A 15,376-nucleotide genomic window follows, 5' to 3' on the forward strand; every position below is an offset into this window, starting at 1 on the left:
CCGTGAACGTCTCCACCCACACCGGCTCAGCCCTCAACACCCCACCCATACAGGCAAAATGCCCAAAACTGAGCCTTCTGCAACAACCTTTAGGCGACGTTCGGGTTGGCCGGCTGTTCTGAGCCCGCCGTCACCCGGCGGCCCTTGCCGCGCTTGACGAGGACCACTGTCTTCATGGTGACCCCCGGGTAGTTCGGGGTGTAGTACGCACCCGTCCAGTAGTCGTGGAAGGAGGCCACCGTGCCGATCGTGTACGTCATCGGGTTCGCGGACGTCTGGCCGCTTCCGGCGAAGGCCTCCATCGTCACCGTGTCCTGGCCGTCCATGCCCACCACCGCTGCGGCGTGGTACTGCGACATGATCTGCTCCCCGGGGTTCATGGCGAGCATCAGGTAGGACTGTCCCACCACCGGGCCGGCGTCGCGGTCCGTCGCCCCCTGGAAGTCGCCCGCGCGGTCGCGGTTCTGCTCGTCGGACATGCCGAAGGCCTTGAGCCCGGCGCTCGTACGGACGTTGCTGTTCGCGCCGTCGGCCAGCTCACCGACGGCGTTGTGCATGATCTCCTCCGCCGTGTGGAGGCAGTCGTCCAGGATGTTCCGCGCCAGCTCGTGCTCCTGGTACAGCTCCGTGCCCCCGAAGAGGGCCTGCTGCGCCGTGCTCGTCGGGCGCAGGGCCGGGGAGTAGGACCCCGCGGACCCGCTGACGCGGATCCAGATCGACGTGGCGTCGTCGCTCGGGACGGCGAAGACGCCGTTCGCCGAGACCGTCATGGGCTGCTGGTTCGGGCCGGCCTGTGCCACCCAGCGCTGGACCGACTCCTGGGCCGCCCCCTGGTCGGCCCGGCCCGACTCCTGGGCGTGCTGCTCGGTCCTCGGCGCCGCCCCGCTCATGGCGCGGCGCGCGTTGCTCTCCGCCTCCCGCTCGAAGCGGTCGGAGGGGTCGGAGACCCGCAGGCCCGCGCCGTTGTCCGTACCCGCCACGGGGCCTTGGCGCTGCTGGATCACGTGGGTGAGTTCGTGGGCGAGTGTGAGCTTGTCGGCGCCGCCTTCCCCGATCACCACATGGTTCCCACTGGTGTATGCCCGAGCGCCCACCTCGGCCGCCGACGCCTTTGCCGCGCTGTCGTCGTGGATGCGGACGTCGGAGAAGTCGGCGCCCAGCCGGCTCTCCATGTCCGCACGCGTGCTGCCGTCCAACGGCCTGCCCCCGGCCCGCATCACGTCGTGGACGGCCGAGCGCTGGACCGGCGCCTCCTCCGCCTCGTGGCCGCACCCCGCACCGTGCCGGTGCGGCTGCTGCTTCAGACGCTGGACGACCACCGCGTTCCCCACCGTCGCCTGCAGCCCGAGGAGCCCGGAGGCCTGTGCGGGTGGTGCGGTGACCGGCCTGCGGACCGTCGACCGGGCGTCCTCGGTGGCGTTCGACCTGACCTTCGCGTGGTCCTGCACTGGTGCTTCCTTCGTCGGAGAATCGGAGCCGTACGTGATGCCTGTGTCCTGCGTACGTCTCGCGTACGTCCTTGTCCTGAATACGCCGGGCGACCCCACGGACGCCAGGTACCCGAGGGCAGACTCGACCGGCCGTGAGGGCAGTCTCAGTGCCTCCTGAAGAACTCGACCTCCGCGGGCGCCACATGACGGCCCGGGGCGAGCCCCGCCGCCTCACGGATCATCGGCCGCACCGACACCACGTCGCTGTACCCCGTCCGGATCGTCTGAGGGCCCGGCTTGTCGGCGAGGGTGAGCCCCTTCGTCCGTAGGGTGCCGTTCGCCGTTCGCCGTTCGCCGGCCGTCGTCCTCGGGCACCAGGGCCTCTACGGTCGCGACCGCCCCGGCCACCGCTGAACGCGGCGCGGCCTCCTCGACCGCCGCCCACAGCGCGGCGACGTCCAGGTCCGCCTCGTACTCGGCGACCAGGTCCAGCTCCGCGGTGAGGACCTTCGACGCCTTCGCCAGGAAGCGGGCCGACTTCTCCAGCTACGGCAGCATCGCCAGGCGCTCGCGGTCCGACGCCCGCCGGGCCGGACTGATCAGCCGGTTCGCCATCAGCACCGCGAACACGTCCAAGGTGTCCCGGCAGATGATCTCAACACAACAGCACCACACACGGCGACAAGGAGGGCGACTGCTGCAAGCGACACGACACCTACCAGGAGAAGATCTTCGCCCGGAGCGAGGCCAAGAAAACCCGCAGGAGCGCGGAGAAGACCGCTCCTGCGCAGCCGTCGACGGGCGCCGTCGACCTCACGGAAGCCCTGCGCGCCGGAGCCGAGTGGGCGCGCAGCACCAAGGACACCCGCGAGAAGGCCAGACCGGCCGAAGGTCCCACAGGCGTCACCCCCGGCCTGCGGCGTGGCTGGTCGTCCGGCCCCGGTCAGAAAGCGACGGGAACGCGCAGGCCGACGCTGACGGACGCGCGCCGGCACCCGGCCCGAACGGCGACAAGGTCCGCCCGGGCATCAGTCCCCGACTGCTCGTCGGCGGCCGCAGACGCTTGGCGGCCGCCGCGTGCAGTTCGGCCCGCGCGAGCGCACCGTCACCGGGGAGCACTGTGAGCTCTGCGCCGTCCGCGACCGCCCCGACCAGCCGCGCCGGCTCCGCCGGACCGGACACCGTTCCGTGGACGTGAACGCCGAGCCGCCGGGGCGCCCATCCTTCGAGGGCGCCCCGGATCTGCTCGCACAACCCGTCGATCCCCGAGTGGGCGCCGTCGGGCGCTGTACCGGTGCTCATCTCCCCATGGTCGCTGTCACCACCGACAACACCCCTCGGGCACGGTTGAGCCCAGGTCGGAGCGTGCGCGAGGCCGTGACCTGTGATCTGGCGTCGGCCCTGCCTCTACGCCCGGCCTACGGGGCGGGGGTGAACTCGACGGCGGTGTCGCCGCAGCCGGCCGCGATGTCCAGCAGCCGGTCCTGTTCCGCCTCGTCGACCGTGAGGCCCCAGCGGAGCTTGGTCGCGGTCCATTCGGCGCCGTACCGGTACAGCGCGTCCGGAGCCGGCGGCAGCCACTCCGCAGGGTCCTGGTCCGCTTTGCTCGTGTTCGAACGAGCCGTCACCGCCACCAGTGAGGCGGGCTGGGCCTGGTCGTTCGCGCACGCCTCGCGCCTTCGCGGGGGCCACGAACTGGCGCCGGCCGGCGGGGAGCGGCATTCCCCCCGCCATTCGTACGGCTGGGTCAGCCACCCCATCAGAATGGTGCGGGTTGGCTTCACCGGGTGGTCGGTGGATTCACCGGAGAACAACGGTGACGCCGCGGCTCTCGAGGAGTCGCACGGATTCCTCGAAGTAGGTGAGCTTTCCGCCAGGTTCGAGGGTGAAGTTCAATGCGTCGCGAGCGACGTCGGCGTCGTGCCAGATCAAGGTGAAGGGCCCAAGGACGCCGCGTCGGCCGCCCAGGCAGTCATTGAGGTCCTCGAGCCCTCGTTCGAACCAGCGGCCGGGACCGATGAGTGCTTCGCCCAACGCGCAATAGAGGCCGGGCTTGTCGGTGACGAATTGTCCCTCAAGGTGATGGGTTCCCCCAGTCCGGTCCGGCTCGTCGCCTGGATGGGGGCGTGTCAGGTCGAGCCACTCAGCTCGGCCCCGCGTGTCCAGTGAGGCCCACTGGTTGGGCATCGTTGGGAAGCCCTGGTACCAGGTCTCCCAGATGCGTCGGGCACCCAGTGAGGGTCGATCGTCGTCCCCGCCGTCGGCGAGTGTGATGTCGACCAGAGACCCGCCCAGCGCGGATGCACTGACCTTGGCGATCTCCATGCGGACCCAGTGGGACCTCATCTCCCGCCCGAACCGGTCCAGTGCCACCAGTACCCCCCACTCCTGGGCCCGAGCCTGCGGGTTGCCCAGGGCAGCGAGCAGCCGCTCGCCGGGCTCGCAACCAATGAGCTGCAAGGGGATGTCCGGGCGGACTTTGCGCGGGGCGAGGAGACCGTCGACGCTGCGGCATTCGCCGACAGGCCCGCCCCTGTAGTCCTCTTCTGCTAGTGCGAAGCGCGGAACGGCAGGCATGGTGCCCAGGTCGGCGCCGGGCCAGACCTCGTTGTGTTCGATCACGCCGGTGCCGACGACGACATCGACGAGTCCCGGATCGGTCGCGTTGGGCGAGTGCGAGATGACCACCGTGTCCACCAGGGTCCACGCGAACTGGGGGCAGCCCATCTCATCTGAGATGTCAACGTCCAGATTGCCCAAAGACCGCGTGGCCTCGTCGGGAAAGGCGAGCACATCGTGCCATGGCCCTGCAGGCGTGCAGCCGCGCAGGGTCAGGAGTTCACGTGGCATGGTCCCCGACCCGCACGAAGCCTCCGAACATGTGAATTGACTTGGCGGGTCAATCATATGGAGCAACGTTCCCCGGCCCGACGGAAGGGGCCGTCAGTACTTGTCTTGACGAGGTCTGACGATGGCCTGTTGGCGTGCCTGGAGAGAGGCGGTTCGGTCGGTGGCGGCGCGGCGGCGCCATTGTGTGGCGGTCACGACGTGAAGGCCGAGGAGCGGGGCCAGGACGGCCTTCTCGCTTCACCAGGTCCGGTAGGCCGAGAAGGGCCGGTGCGCTCCGTCGTCCCGGCGGACGGCTATGAGTAGGCCGTCGTGCCGGAACAGGCCCGCGAGGTCGGTGTTGCCGTCGTCCGTGTCGCGGTCGAAGGTGCGTTCGTCGACCGCCTCGCCGGTGGACCAGTCGTGGACGTACAGCTCGTCGAGGCCCTTGCGGGAGCGCGTGAAGAGCGTCACCCGGCCGCCTCCCACGTGCATCGCGGTGACGTTCCGCCAGGTACCGAGCCGCGTGCTCCACACCTTGTCGCCACTCGTGAGGTCATAGGCTGCGACGCCGCTGCCGGCCACGAAGAGCTTCCCGTCGGCGACGGCAGCGTCGTCGCGGACGTCGTCGATCTGCCCTTGCCGGGCGCCGTCCGGCCCGAAGGCGACGTACGCCCGCATGCCGTGCGGCGACGGCTCCTGGACCTTCAGCACCGTGGGTTCGGCGGAGACGAAGGACAGGGAGGAGTTCGCCGCGACGAGCCGGCGGGCGCCCAGAGGAACGGTCCAGCGTTCTGTGCCGTCGGACGGGTCGAAGGCGGCGAGCTTCGCCTCGGTCCCGCACTCCAAGGCGGCCAGCACCTGCCGTGTCCCGACGGCGACCCGCCGCGGCAGGCAGCCCTGGGGTACGGCCGCCGCCCAGCGGGGGGCGCCGGTCCGCAGGTCGAGGGCGCGCAGGGTCCGGTCGGTGGGGAGCACGGGCGCCGTGCCCGCCTCCGGGTCCTCGCCCCGGCGCTCTTCCACGTCGCGGAGCACGGCGAGACCGGCCCCGGTGGCGATGACGTCGAAGTGGTCCTTCGGGTCTTCGGAATCCGGCCCTCGGCCTGTGCGCCACAGCTCACGGCCGTCCTTCAAGTCGAGTGCCGCGACGGTGGCACAGCCCTTGTCGTCCGTAAGGCCGATCAGCGCGATGCCGTCGGAGGCGGCGGTACCGGTGGCGCAGATCTCCGCCCGGCCGGACACGGCGTACTCCCAGCGGCGTCTGCCCGTGGCGGCGTCGAAGGCGGTGACGGCGTCGAAACGGCTGCGGACGACGGTGTCGCCGGTGGCCCATGCCGCGTTGCCGTACTCGGCGGCGGGCCGGTCGTACGGGGTGTCCCAGACCCGTTCCATCGAGTCGCCCGGCATGTGGCCCGTTTCCGAGGCGACGCAGGAGGCGAGACCTCCTACGAGAGCGAGCGGTATGCCGAGCAGGAGCAACAGTGCGGGCAGCCGCCGCCCCGGCACGGGTGGTGAGCTGCTCTCGGTCGTGTGCGCCGCCATACGGATCCCCACCCTGGCTCAAAACGGTAGAAGCCCCGTCAGGGTAGGCGGCGCCCGGCGGACGGGTCGGTCCGGGGCTGCGGGTCGGCCCGCCGCGTCTTAGGGGTTGGTTCGCTCCGGATCGCGGCAACCGCCCACAGGCCCCGCTTTCGGCTGCCCGGGGCCTCCGGGCACCCGGGCCTCCGGGCACCCGGTCACCAGCAGTCCGGAGCATCTGACCGGCTGTCAGTCCTCCGTGGGACGATCGGATGGACTCCGCCTCGGGCCCTCGCGCCGGCGGACCGGTCGGACAGCCCGCTTCGAGTCCACAACGTCAAGCAGCCCGGATCAGGTTCGAGATCACCCGCCGCCTGCGGATCCCCGGCGGGGGCGGCCGGCCCGCGCCCGCGTTCACCGTGCGGCTCGCTCAGGACGCCCGCGACCTGGTCCGCCTCATCTCCGGCGGCCGCGCCGTGGTCGACTCCCTCACCCGCGGCACGCGACGGCCACCACCGGCTCGTGTCCGTCCTGTGTCGGGTCCGGCAGCACGTCCCACCGGTCCCTCCCGCCGGCAGGCCGCCGCCGGGCCCGTCACGCTCATGCCCGACCCACGCCACCCGGCCGCCACCGAGCGCACCATGTCCACCGTTACGTACGGGCGCGGCGCGGCGCGGCAGTCGAACGGCTACGAGGAGGCCCGCGCGAGCGTCGACCGCACCGGCGCACTCCACCTCATCGTGTCGCGCCACCGGTCGGCGCTGCGGGCGGCGGCCGGCACGTCAGCGGCGCCGGGCGATGGTGAGCCCGTCGCGTACCGGGAGCATCACCGAGTCCACCCGAGCGTCGGCCGTGATCAGGTCGTTCAGGTGGCGCATCGCCAGGTGGTGCTCGTCCTGGTAGGCGGGATCGAGGACGCGGCCGCCGAGGAAGACGTTGTCCAGCACCACCAGACCTCCCGGTCGCAGCCGGCGCACGATCTCCTCGTAGTACAGCGGGTAGTTGTGCTTGTCGGCGTCGATGAACGCGATGTCGATCACCGGCTCGGCGTCGAGCGCGCGCAGTGTGTCCAGCGCGGGCGCGATGCGCAGGTCGATCCGGTCGGCGACGCCCGCACGCTCCCAGTACGGCCGTCCGACCGCGGTCCACTCCTCGCTGACGTCGCAGGCGAGCAGACGGCCGCCGTCGGCCAGACCGCGGGCGATGCAGAGGGCCGAGTAGCCGGTGAAGACGCCGACCTCGACCGCGAAGCGGGCGTCGGTGAGCCGGGTCAGCATCGTGAGCAGTGCGCCCTCGTCGGGGGAGATCTGCATGTGCGCGGCGCCGGCGGTGGCCTCTCGGGTGGCCACGGCCAGTTCGCCGAGAATGTCGTCGGCCGGAGAGTGGTGGCTGAGCAGGTACTCGCCGATCACGGGGTGCGTGGGCTCCAGATCGTCCCCGTCGATCGCGGCGCTCCACTCGACGGTGAGTTCCTCCTGCGTGGCGAAGCGCACCAGATGGCGGGTGATCACGTCCTGGACCTGGTCCAGCGACTCGGCGTCGACCGCGGTGGCGGTCAGCACCAGCCGGTCGGGTGTGGGTGTGAGGCTGCAGGTTCCGGCGGTCAAGGTGATCACGCCGCGACCGTCGGGAGCGAGGCTGGTGGTCACCTTGCGGCCCATGTGCGAGACGAGCTGCTTGATGTAACGGGTGGGGCGGGTGGTGGCGACACGAGCTGTGGCGAGGGGCATCGGACTCCTGAGGTCTCTCGGGCTAAGTGGCGAGAATCCTCGCCACTTCATTGATGAGGGGATTCTGGGGCCGGCGAGACGGAGTTGTCAAAAGTGTTTAGTTTCGCGGACACTTTCCGTCATGGCAGATACGCAGCCACCCGAACCCATGCCCACGACCTCGCCCATGCCCACGCCCGCTCGCGGGAGCGACACGGACCCGGACGAGCAACTTCGCGACGACGAGGGCCACCTCGTGCTGCGCTCGCCGGAGCAGTTCAAGGCCCTGGGGCACCCGCTGCGTCACCGTATGGTCAACGTGTTGCGCCAGCGACCCGCGACGCTGCGCCAGCTCGCCCAAGCGCTGGAGATGAGCAAGGGCACCATCGGGTACCACGTGCGCGTGCTGCGCGAGGCGGGACTGGTCCGGCTGACGGAGACCCGCCAGGTGCGTGGCGGTACCGAGCAGTACTTCGCGCTGGTCAGCCCCAGCTTCAAGCTGCACCAGGACGCGGAGGTCGGGCCGGAGTTCCTGATCAACGCCGCGCTCGGTGAGATGCTGCCGCCTCAGCCCGGCCAGGCCTCGCCCACGATGCTGCGCCACCTCTGGCTCACCGATGCCGAGGCGCACGCGCTGGCGACCCGACTGCGCGAGCTGACCGCCGAGCCGCATCCGGCGGACCCCGCGCACGGTCGGGCGTACGGACTGCTGGTCAGTCTCTTCCGCGCCGACGTGCCCAACCTGCCGCCGGACGACGCCCCCTGAGTCCGGGGCTCCGTTCGGCCGTGAGTACCCCTGTCCGCGCTCGGCGCGTCGCGACGACCAGCAGGGGCGGGAAGCCGTTCGACCGGAGGACCTGAGCGTCGGCGGCCACCGCCGTGCGACCGTGCCCCCGGCCGCCGCCGATCCCGCCGTACGGCTCGACGGGCAGCTGCCCCGACCCCGTTCGGCGGCAGTTCCCCGTACTTCCAGCAGTGCTTTCCCGGCTCAGAAGGGAGGTCGCCAACTGCCCCAGTGCGTCGCATGGTCGGGCGGAGGCCAGGAACGCGGTGCACCCGCACCGGGCCACATGCGGCCCACCCATTCGCATTCCGGGATCGCGCCTTCCCAGTCGTCGGTGCACCGGTCGGCCCAGGCTCGGCCCACCACGACCGGCCGGGTCACCACGCGGTCGGCGACCTCCTGCAGTCGCAGCACCAACCCGAGCCCGTCGACTCCGGGGTTTCCCCGCGGACCGTAGGACACGTCGACCACCTCGCAGGCGTGCGCGTGCCCCAGGAACCGTTCCAGATCGTCCGGGACGCAGCCGGTCAACTGGCGCCCCCAGAGCGTGACCTGAGGCCCGTGGGCCGCGTCGGCCGCGACGCAGGACAGCCGGTCGTCGACGAAGTAGCTGCGGACGGCGGGCTCCGCACGGCCGGATGCGAACTCCACGCCGAGCGTGCCGCGAGAGGCGGGGTCGGCCTGGAACCGGCGCAGTGCGGTCAAGTCCGGCAGCGCGGCGGCGACTTCCGCGAGGCGCATGCCGAACCACAGCGGTCCGACGCCCTCCAGGGGCATCAGCTCCCAGTCCGGCCGTACCGGCCGGCTCACGGCAGCACCATGGGGATCGCGGCGAGCAGGGCGCGACCGCCCGAGCAGCGGCCGGCCACTCAACCGAGATTGATCGTGCGGGCCACGAACGCCTGCGACAACCGGGCCCCGTCCAGCTCTTCGGCGGTCTCGGCCTCCGTCTCCGTCGCGGGCCCGGAGGATGAGGAGTGCCCATCGACGGAGGGTTCCTCGACCGCGAAGAGGGACCCGGTTTCGGCCGGTTCGTAGAACCTGACCAGATCCATGGCCGCCTCGACGGACGCCTGTTGTTGCCCCTCGTGCCGGTCGCACGGACCGCCACCGGTCGAGATCACGCACGGCTTGCCCTTGGCGTTCGGTACCCGGCATCGCACCACCGGATCATGTACGTGGCACAGGCCCGACGGTCGGGCGTCGACCTGGCACCGTTCGCCCTTCTTCGTCGCCGCCCGGCACTGGTTCATGATCATGAGGCCCAAGGCTACCCGGCCCGCACCGGACCCCGGTTCCGGGGGAGCGCGTACGTACCCGGTGGTGATCCGGGGCATCGGAGGGCGAGGCGTCGCGCATCTGGGCCGGTGAGGTGAACCTGTACGTCGGATGGCGGCGGGGCCGGTGGCAGCAGTGGCAGTCCGTCCCGGCGGATCCGAGGCTCGATTCCGCAGACGAGCACACGAGGAAAGGCCGGCAGCCCATGACGCATGCCAAGGAGGAGGGCGTCGCCACGCGCCCGATCGCCACGGACGATCAGCAGCGGAGCCGCACCGGTCACCTGCGGACCGCGATCAGACGGACCAATCTGGTCCCGGCGTTCCTGGTGCTCACGGTCATGATGGTGGCCCTGTGGCTGACGGGTATGCCCTTCCTCCAAGCCCTGACGATTTCCACCGGAATGAAGATCGCGGTGGCCCTGCTCGAACTCCGGCGGCTGCCCGACCCTGCGGACGACTGACGCCGGCCCTGCCGCCGGCCGCCCAGGAATTGCCGCGCCGCGCCCGCTCCCGGTGGACCGGCGGGGGCTCGGGATGGTGGGGCCGGACCGGCCGGCCACCGATGTGCCGAAGGTGCTGCGCCGGATCGCCCGGGCGGCCCCCACCACCCGTCCGGAGGCTGTGGTCCATCTGCTGACGTGCATGGCCGTAGACGGAGAGGCCGTAGACGGAGAGGCCGCGGACGGTCGGGCCGGCGGCGCCGAGGTCAAAGGTCGACTCCGAACGGGCCGCAGCGTGGCAGCGGCCGTGGCCACGCATCCGGAGGCTGCTCGACGACGGGGACCCCGTGGTGCGGCGGGCCGCGCTGATGCTGATCAGCGACCGGACCGCGCCCCTGCTCGAACGGTGGCACGAGGAGACGGGCCCCTCGGTCCGTGGCGGCGCCGTGGTCGCCTCGGCCCCGCTCGACCCGCGGGCGGTGGTGCGTGCCCACCTGATGCTGCTGGAGATCCTCACCGATCCCGCACTCGCCCCGACGTTCGACGCGCTCATCCGCCACGGACACCTCACCCCGCCGGTCCGGGAAACCCTCACGGCATCAGGGGCCGCGGACCGCCGGTTCTCGGAGTACGGCGATTACCGGGCGGTCCTCCAGGACGAGGAGATCCGCGCCCGGATCGACAGGGTGCTCGCGCTGCCGTGAAGCCGGCTACGACCTGCGGCGCAGAGCCCGGCGGACCAGGTAGAGGGCGACGATCAGCACGACGACGACGAGCAGGACGATCAGGAGCGTCTTGAACAGCCCGCCCTTCTTCTTCTTGCTCTTCTTTCCCTTCTTGGTCCCGGTGGTGGCCCGGACCTGGGACGACACCGGTGCCTGGAGACCGGTTGCCACGCCGGCGCCGGCGAGGACCCCGCTCTGCGGGAGCGCCGCGGCGGCCGAAGCCGGCCGGACGGCCGGAGCGGCGGCCGAGGCGGTGACCGCAGGGCCCAGGAGCAGCCCGGCCACCACGAAGAGCGGGACGAGTGCCGCCGCGACCGCCGAGCGCTTCTTCGGAATGCTGTTCGTTGTCACTGTTTCCCCTGTTCTCCCCTGCCCCGGCCGGGCCCGGTGGGATCCGGAAGGCCGTGGCTAGGGAGCATCGTCGACGAGTTCGAGCGCCCCGGCAAGCACTTGGCGGCAGCGGGGCGCGCACGAACCCGGCGGGCTCGGGCTCAGCCCCGTCGGTGCGCGACCGCCGCCAGGGTGTCCTTGACTTCCTGCACCACGCGGGCCGCGTCCTCGGGGTTGTTCACGACATCCGTGTGGTTCATGTCGATGACGAGGACCTCGCTGGCCGAGTAGTGCTTGTGCACCCAGTCGTCGTAGCCGGACCACAGCGTCCGGTAGTACTCGACGAGGCTCTCGTCCTGCTCGAAACCGCGGCCCCGCAGACCGATCCGGTGCAGCACCGTCTCGAAGTCCGCCTTCAGGTAGACCATGAGATCGGGCGCCTTGCGGTACGGCAGGCCGTCGATCTCGCGCATCATCTCGTTGAGCAGCCCCTCGTACACCTGCATCTCGAGGGTGCTGATCCGGCCCAGGTCGTGATTGACCTTGGCGAAGTACCAGTCCTCGTAGATGGACCGGTCGAGGACGTTGTCCCCCTGCTTGTACGCCTCCTTGATCGAGGCGAACCGGGTCTGCAGGAAGTAGAGCTGCAGCAGGAAGGGGTAGCGCTTCGCCTGGATCTCTTCGGGGCTCGCCGTGTAGAAGAGCGGCAGGATCGGGTTGTCGTCCACGCTCTCGTAGAAGACCTCGCTGCCCAGCTCCTTGGCGAGCAGCTCGGCCACACTCGTCTTGCCGATGCCGATCATGCCTCCGACGCAGATCACTGGCATACCTCACTTCTCCCTGGGGGTCATCTGTTCGTGGGCGGGTGGGCTGCGGGCCCCACACCACTGAGACGCACGCCGGCGGTCTCGCGATTCCCCGGGATCTTCATGATCAGCGTCATCTGGTCGCCGTCCGGACCGAGGCGCCGCCTGACTCAGGCTGCGTTCCTCGACCGGTCGGCCCGACCGTTCCGCAGTCGCCGCGTAGAGCGACGAGCCGCAGCCCGGCGGCCGCCTTGAATCTTAAGTGATGATCAGCCTCCCGCGGTCCGAGCTCCGTCGCCGTCCCGCCTGCCCGCCTGCCCGCCGTCCCGCCTGCCCGCCGTCCCGCCGCCCCGCCTGCCCGCCGTCCCGCCGTCCCGCCGCCCCGCCGGGCCGGCGCAGGGGCGCGAGTAGGGTGTCGCCCGAGATCCGGGCTCATTCCGGGCCGATCGGAACCATCCGCTGACCGACCGCGAAAAGAATGGGCAGACCATGGCAGAGCGACGCATCGCAGTGTTCGGTGCCGGATACATCGGCCTGGTGACCGGCGCGTGCCTCGCCGAGCTGGGCCATCACGTGACGGTCCGGGACATCGACCCCGAACGCGTCCGGATCCTCCTCGCCGGCGACGTCCCCATCCACGAACCCGGACTCGGCGACATGATCGCCCGGAACAAGGAACGCCTCACCTTCACCCAGGACCTCGACCGGACGCTCACCGGCGCCGAGATCGCCTATGTCTGCGTGGACACCCCGCCCTCGGCCTCCGGCGACGCCGACCTCACCCGCGTGTGGGCCGTCATCCGCTCCCTGGCCGCGGCCCCCGACCACGAGCTGCGTGCTGTCGCCATGAAGTCCACGGTCCCGGTCGGCACCGGTGCCCGAGCCCGGGTCCTGCTGGACGAGATCGGGCTCTCCCACGTCGGCTACGTCTCCAACCCCGAGTTCACCGCCGAAGGCCGAGCCATCACCGACTTCCTGGCTCCGGACCGCATCGTGATCGGACAGGACGACGACACGGCCGGCGCCCTCGTCGCCGCCCTGCACACCGGTATCGACGCCCCTGTGGCCACCATGGACGTCAAGTCGGCCGAGATGGTGAAACTCGCCTCCAACGCGCTCCTCGCCACGAAGATCAGCTTCGCCAACGAGATCGCCACCCTGTGCGAGAACACCGGCGCCAACGTCACCGAGGTCCTCGGAGCCGTCGGCATGGACCACCGCCTCGGCGCCCACTTCCTGCGCCCGGGCATCGGCTGGGGTGGCTCCTGCTTCCCCAAGGACAGCGAAGCCCTGCGCCAGATGGCCTCCAACACCGGCTTCCACCCGCAGCTGCTCACCGCCGTGATCAACGTCAACAACATCCAGAAGCGCCGCGCGATCCAACACCTCAAGGACGAACTGGGCGACCTCGCCGGCCGGCACGTCGCCCTGCTGGGCATGGCGTTCAAGCCCGGCACCGACGACATGCGCGAGGCGCCGTCCACCGTGCTCGCCGGACGGCTGCTCGCCGAAGGCGCGCACGTACGCGCCTGGGACCCCCTGGCCCGCCCGGCCGCCGGGGAGCCGTGGGACTCCGTGACCCGCTTCCCGACCCCACTGCACGCCCTAGCCGGAGCGGACGCGGCCGTGATCGTGACGGAGTGGCCCGAACTCGCGGAGCTCGACTGGACCGAGGCGTGCACCGGGATGCGCACACCGATCCTGTTCGACGGCCGCAACCTCCTCGACCCCACCCGTCTGCGCGAGATCGGGTTCCGCTACACCTCCGTCGGGCGGCCCTGAGTCGTGGGGAGGGAGGACCCCCTCGGCGGCTCCTTCTAGGCGTGCCTATAGTTAGGTCACCCTAAGCAAGGTGGCGCGCGCGTGCTCGCCGCGCGTCGGTCCTTGCCGAACGAGCAGAAACGGAACCCGTATGAGACCCGAGTCCACCCCCCTCGTCTCCCCGCGCGCGGATGTGCTGACCGAGACCGTCGAAGGCTTCGGCACGGTCCGTTTCACCCCGGTCGACCCGGCCGCGGACTCCGCCGTCCTGCACTCCTGGGTCGTCGAGGAGCGCGCGCAGTTCTGGGGCATGAACGGCGCCAGCCGGGAACTGGTCCAGGAGATCTACGAGGACGTGGACCGCCGCGACACGCACCACGCGTTCATGGTCCGGCTGGACGACGAGCCCGTGGCGCTCTTCCAGACGTACGAGCCCACCGAGGACCGGGTCAGCTACTGCTACGAGCCACGCGAGGGTGACATCGGCGTCCATCTGATGCTCGCCCCGGTGACCGGCCGGCCCCGGCCCGGCTTCAGCAGGACCCTGATCGGGTCGCTCATCCGGTTCACCTTCCGCGACCCGGCCGTCCTGCGCGCGGTGGCCGAGCCCGACGCCTCCAACGCCAAGGCGGTCGCCCTGATGAACCGGCTCGGCTTCGTCGGGCAGGGCGAGATCACCCTCCCGGAGATCGACCTGCCCGAGGTGTACCTCCCGGAGAAGCGGGCCGTGCTCGCGTTCCTCGACCGCCCCGCCGTACTCCCGACCGCAGAGGCGGTCGTCCAGCCCGCCTAGGGCGAATCGCCGCCGCGCGCCCCTACTGGCCCGGGGCGCGCAGCAGGCCCGCCGGCAGGTACCCGGAGCGCACGTCCAGTTCCCAGCCGTGTGCGTGTACGGCGAGGGCTGCCAGGGCGACGACGGTGACCGGCAGCAGCGTCCGCGGCGCGGCATGCGGACCGGCACCGTCACGGTGTTCCAGGAGGCGGCTGGTCAAGGCCTGCTCGAACGCGGATCGGTCGTCGTCGAGGAGCACGCGCAGCAGGCGCTGGTCGGGGGTGTGCGAGCCCGCCGCGTCGAGGCGCGCGGCGGCCGCGGCGCGCTCCTGCGCCGCCGGCTTGCACAGGGGCGGCACCCCGGACGCGACCCACGGCGAACGGGGCGTCTCCACCAGGTGGAGGTAGGCGCACAAGGCGTCCATCTCGGCGAGTTCGGCCGGGTCGGACACCGAGCTCAAGGACGAGTACGGCAGCCCCGCGTGGAACATCGGAGCGTAGTCCTTCCGCAGCAGCGGGCTGATCACCCGGGCCGGCTCCCACAGCAGCCCGGTGATCACGCTCAGGGCGAAGGTGTCCACCCAGACCCGCGCCGTGGGTGCTTGGTCGACCACGTCGCCGAAGGCGAAGTCCTCGCTGCTGAGTTCCTCGTCGACGAGGGGGAAGAACACCTCGAAGTCCCCGCCGGGGCAGGTGCCGAGCGTCAGCACACCGAGCGCGCACTCCGCCGCCGTCCGCAGGGCCAGCCGCCCCGGCGCGCCCTCCAGCTGCGGATCCTGGAGGGTGAGGGCGCCGACGTGGTCCAGCAGCTCGTCGCCCGTCTCCTGAATTCCCTTGATGGACAGACTGTTGTAGCGCAGTCCGTGCCATCGGCCGAAGATCCGCCCCCTGATGTCCTCCAGGGCTCGCCCCGTCCGGTCCTCGCCGACCTCGTGACGCGTCACTTCCCGCACGGTTGTCATCCTCCCCGTAGGACGAGGCCGGCAGCGATCCCGC

General features: G+C 71.0%; 15 protein-coding genes and 1 pseudogene. 5 read left to right on the forward strand and 11 right to left on the reverse strand.

Annotated features, from left to right (window positions below; genetic code table 11):
- Nucleotides 1-89: 89 nt before the first annotated feature.
- From BCL76_RS34145 to BCL76_RS34165, 6 genes and pseudogenes are all read right to left on the reverse strand, one after another.
- The gene (locus BCL76_RS34145; protein WP_109783261.1) at nucleotides 90-1,448 is read right to left on the reverse strand and encodes an eCIS core domain-containing protein; all 1,359 of its coding nucleotides are present in this window, start codon (nucleotides 1,446-1,448) and stop codon (nucleotides 90-92) included.
- A gap of 342 nt (nucleotides 1,449-1,790) precedes the next feature.
- A pseudogene (locus tag BCL76_RS40575) lies at nucleotides 1,791-2,072 on the reverse strand (hypothetical protein); the annotation flags it as partial.
- A gap of 776 nt (nucleotides 2,073-2,848) precedes the next feature.
- Nucleotides 2,849-3,058 carry a hypothetical protein gene (locus BCL76_RS38670; protein WP_146228483.1) on the reverse strand — a complete coding sequence of 70 codons (210 nt, stop codon included), beginning with the start codon at nucleotides 3,056-3,058 and terminating at the stop codon, nucleotides 2,849-2,851.
- A 172-nt stretch (nucleotides 3,059-3,230) separates the two neighbouring features.
- Complete coding sequence (locus tag BCL76_RS38675; protein WP_146228484.1) at nucleotides 3,231-4,280, reverse strand: barstar family protein; 1,050 nt, start codon at nucleotides 4,278-4,280, stop codon at nucleotides 3,231-3,233.
- 237 nt (nucleotides 4,281-4,517) lie between these two features.
- Nucleotides 4,518-5,798: an outer membrane protein assembly factor BamB family protein gene (locus BCL76_RS34160; RefSeq protein ID WP_109783264.1), complete on the reverse strand. Its 1,281-nt coding sequence runs from the start codon at nucleotides 5,796-5,798 to the stop codon at nucleotides 4,518-4,520.
- Between the two features lie 758 nt (nucleotides 5,799-6,556).
- A complete protein-coding gene (locus tag BCL76_RS34165; protein ID WP_181382859.1) occupies nucleotides 6,557-7,504 on the reverse strand; it encodes a DUF2218 domain-containing protein in 948 nt (315 codons plus the stop codon).
- Between the two features lie 121 nt (nucleotides 7,505-7,625).
- On the opposite strand from BCL76_RS34165, the gene BCL76_RS34170 reads away from it, so the two are divergent.
- Nucleotides 7,626-8,249 carry an ArsR/SmtB family transcription factor gene (locus BCL76_RS34170; protein WP_258310073.1) on the forward strand — a complete coding sequence of 208 codons (624 nt, stop codon included), beginning with the start codon at nucleotides 7,626-7,628 and terminating at the stop codon, nucleotides 8,247-8,249.
- Nucleotides 8,250-8,471: 222 nt separating this feature from the next.
- On the opposite strand, the gene BCL76_RS34175 is transcribed toward BCL76_RS34170, so the two are convergent.
- Both BCL76_RS34175 and BCL76_RS34180 read right to left on the reverse strand, forming a co-directional pair.
- Nucleotides 8,472-9,077, reverse strand: a complete 606-nt coding sequence (locus BCL76_RS34175; protein WP_109783267.1) for a hypothetical protein — start codon at nucleotides 9,075-9,077, stop codon at nucleotides 8,472-8,474.
- A 59-nt stretch (nucleotides 9,078-9,136) separates the two neighbouring features.
- Nucleotides 9,137-9,526, reverse strand: coding sequence for a hypothetical protein (locus tag BCL76_RS34180; protein WP_146228485.1), 390 nt, complete (start codon nucleotides 9,524-9,526; stop codon nucleotides 9,137-9,139).
- 224 nt (nucleotides 9,527-9,750) lie between these two features.
- Between BCL76_RS34180 and BCL76_RS34185 the strand changes: the two genes are divergently transcribed.
- A complete protein-coding gene (locus BCL76_RS34185) occupies nucleotides 9,751-10,008 on the forward strand; it encodes a hypothetical protein (RefSeq protein ID WP_109783269.1) in 258 nt (85 codons plus the stop codon).
- A 326-nt stretch (nucleotides 10,009-10,334) separates the two neighbouring features.
- A complete protein-coding gene (locus BCL76_RS34190; protein WP_109783270.1) occupies nucleotides 10,335-10,691 on the forward strand; it encodes a hypothetical protein in 357 nt (118 codons plus the stop codon).
- Between the two features lie 6 nt (nucleotides 10,692-10,697).
- Here BCL76_RS34190 and BCL76_RS34195 read toward each other — a convergent pair whose 3' ends face one another.
- Together BCL76_RS34195 and BCL76_RS34200 are read right to left on the reverse strand one after the other, a co-directional pair.
- Nucleotides 10,698-11,063: a hypothetical protein gene (locus tag BCL76_RS34195; RefSeq protein ID WP_109783271.1), complete on the reverse strand. Its 366-nt coding sequence runs from the start codon at nucleotides 11,061-11,063 to the stop codon at nucleotides 10,698-10,700.
- 140 nt (nucleotides 11,064-11,203) lie between these two features.
- Nucleotides 11,204-11,869: a deoxynucleoside kinase gene (locus tag BCL76_RS34200; RefSeq protein WP_109783272.1), complete on the reverse strand. Its 666-nt coding sequence runs from the start codon at nucleotides 11,867-11,869 to the stop codon at nucleotides 11,204-11,206.
- Nucleotides 11,870-12,337: 468 nt separating this feature from the next.
- Between BCL76_RS34200 and BCL76_RS34210 the strand changes: the two genes are divergently transcribed.
- Together BCL76_RS34210 and BCL76_RS34215 are read left to right on the forward strand one after the other, a co-directional pair.
- On the forward strand, nucleotides 12,338-13,630 hold the full coding sequence (locus BCL76_RS34210; protein WP_109783273.1) for a UDP-glucose dehydrogenase family protein: 1,293 nt from the start codon (nucleotides 12,338-12,340) through the stop codon (nucleotides 13,628-13,630).
- A gap of 130 nt (nucleotides 13,631-13,760) precedes the next feature.
- Nucleotides 13,761-14,402, forward strand: a complete 642-nt coding sequence (locus tag BCL76_RS34215) for a GNAT family N-acetyltransferase (RefSeq protein ID WP_109783274.1) — start codon at nucleotides 13,761-13,763, stop codon at nucleotides 14,400-14,402.
- 22 nt (nucleotides 14,403-14,424) lie between these two features.
- On the opposite strand, the gene BCL76_RS34220 is transcribed toward BCL76_RS34215, so the two are convergent.
- Nucleotides 14,425-15,324 (reverse strand): immunity 49 family protein, encoded by a 900-nt coding sequence (locus BCL76_RS34220; protein ID WP_258310074.1) that lies wholly within the window; start codon nucleotides 15,322-15,324, stop codon nucleotides 14,425-14,427.
- Nucleotides 15,325-15,376: the final 52 nt, after the last annotated feature.

Origin of the sequence: Streptomyces sp. CG 926, from assembly GCF_003148825.1 — a bacterium.
Taxonomy (GTDB): Bacteria; Actinomycetota; Actinomycetes; order Streptomycetales; family Streptomycetaceae; genus Streptomyces.

Excerpts from the sequence above, each read along its gene's own strand:
- BCL76_RS38675 (WP_146228484.1), bottom strand. The coding sequence starts at position 4,280 with ATGCCACGTGAACTCCTGACCCTGCGCGGCTGCACGCCTGCAGGGCCA.
- BCL76_RS34160 (WP_109783264.1), bottom strand. The coding sequence starts at position 5,798 with ATGGCGGCGCACACGACCGAGAGCAGCTCACCACCCGTGCCGGGGCGG.
- BCL76_RS34165 (WP_181382859.1), bottom strand. The coding sequence starts at position 7,504 with ATGCCCCTCGCCACAGCTCGTGTCGCCACCACCCGCCCCACCCGTTAC.
- BCL76_RS34170 (WP_258310073.1), top strand. The coding sequence starts at position 7,626 with ATGGCAGATACGCAGCCACCCGAACCCATGCCCACGACCTCGCCCATG.
- BCL76_RS34180 (WP_146228485.1), bottom strand. The coding sequence starts at position 9,526 with ATGATCATGAACCAGTGCCGGGCGGCGACGAAGAAGGGCGAACGGTGC.
- BCL76_RS34185 (WP_109783269.1), top strand. The coding sequence starts at position 9,751 with ATGACGCATGCCAAGGAGGAGGGCGTCGCCACGCGCCCGATCGCCACG.
- BCL76_RS34200 (WP_109783272.1), bottom strand. The coding sequence starts at position 11,869 with ATGCCAGTGATCTGCGTCGGAGGCATGATCGGCATCGGCAAGACGAGT.
- BCL76_RS34210 (WP_109783273.1), top strand. The coding sequence starts at position 12,338 with ATGGCAGAGCGACGCATCGCAGTGTTCGGTGCCGGATACATCGGCCTG.
- BCL76_RS34215 (WP_109783274.1), top strand. The coding sequence starts at position 13,761 with ATGAGACCCGAGTCCACCCCCCTCGTCTCCCCGCGCGCGGATGTGCTG.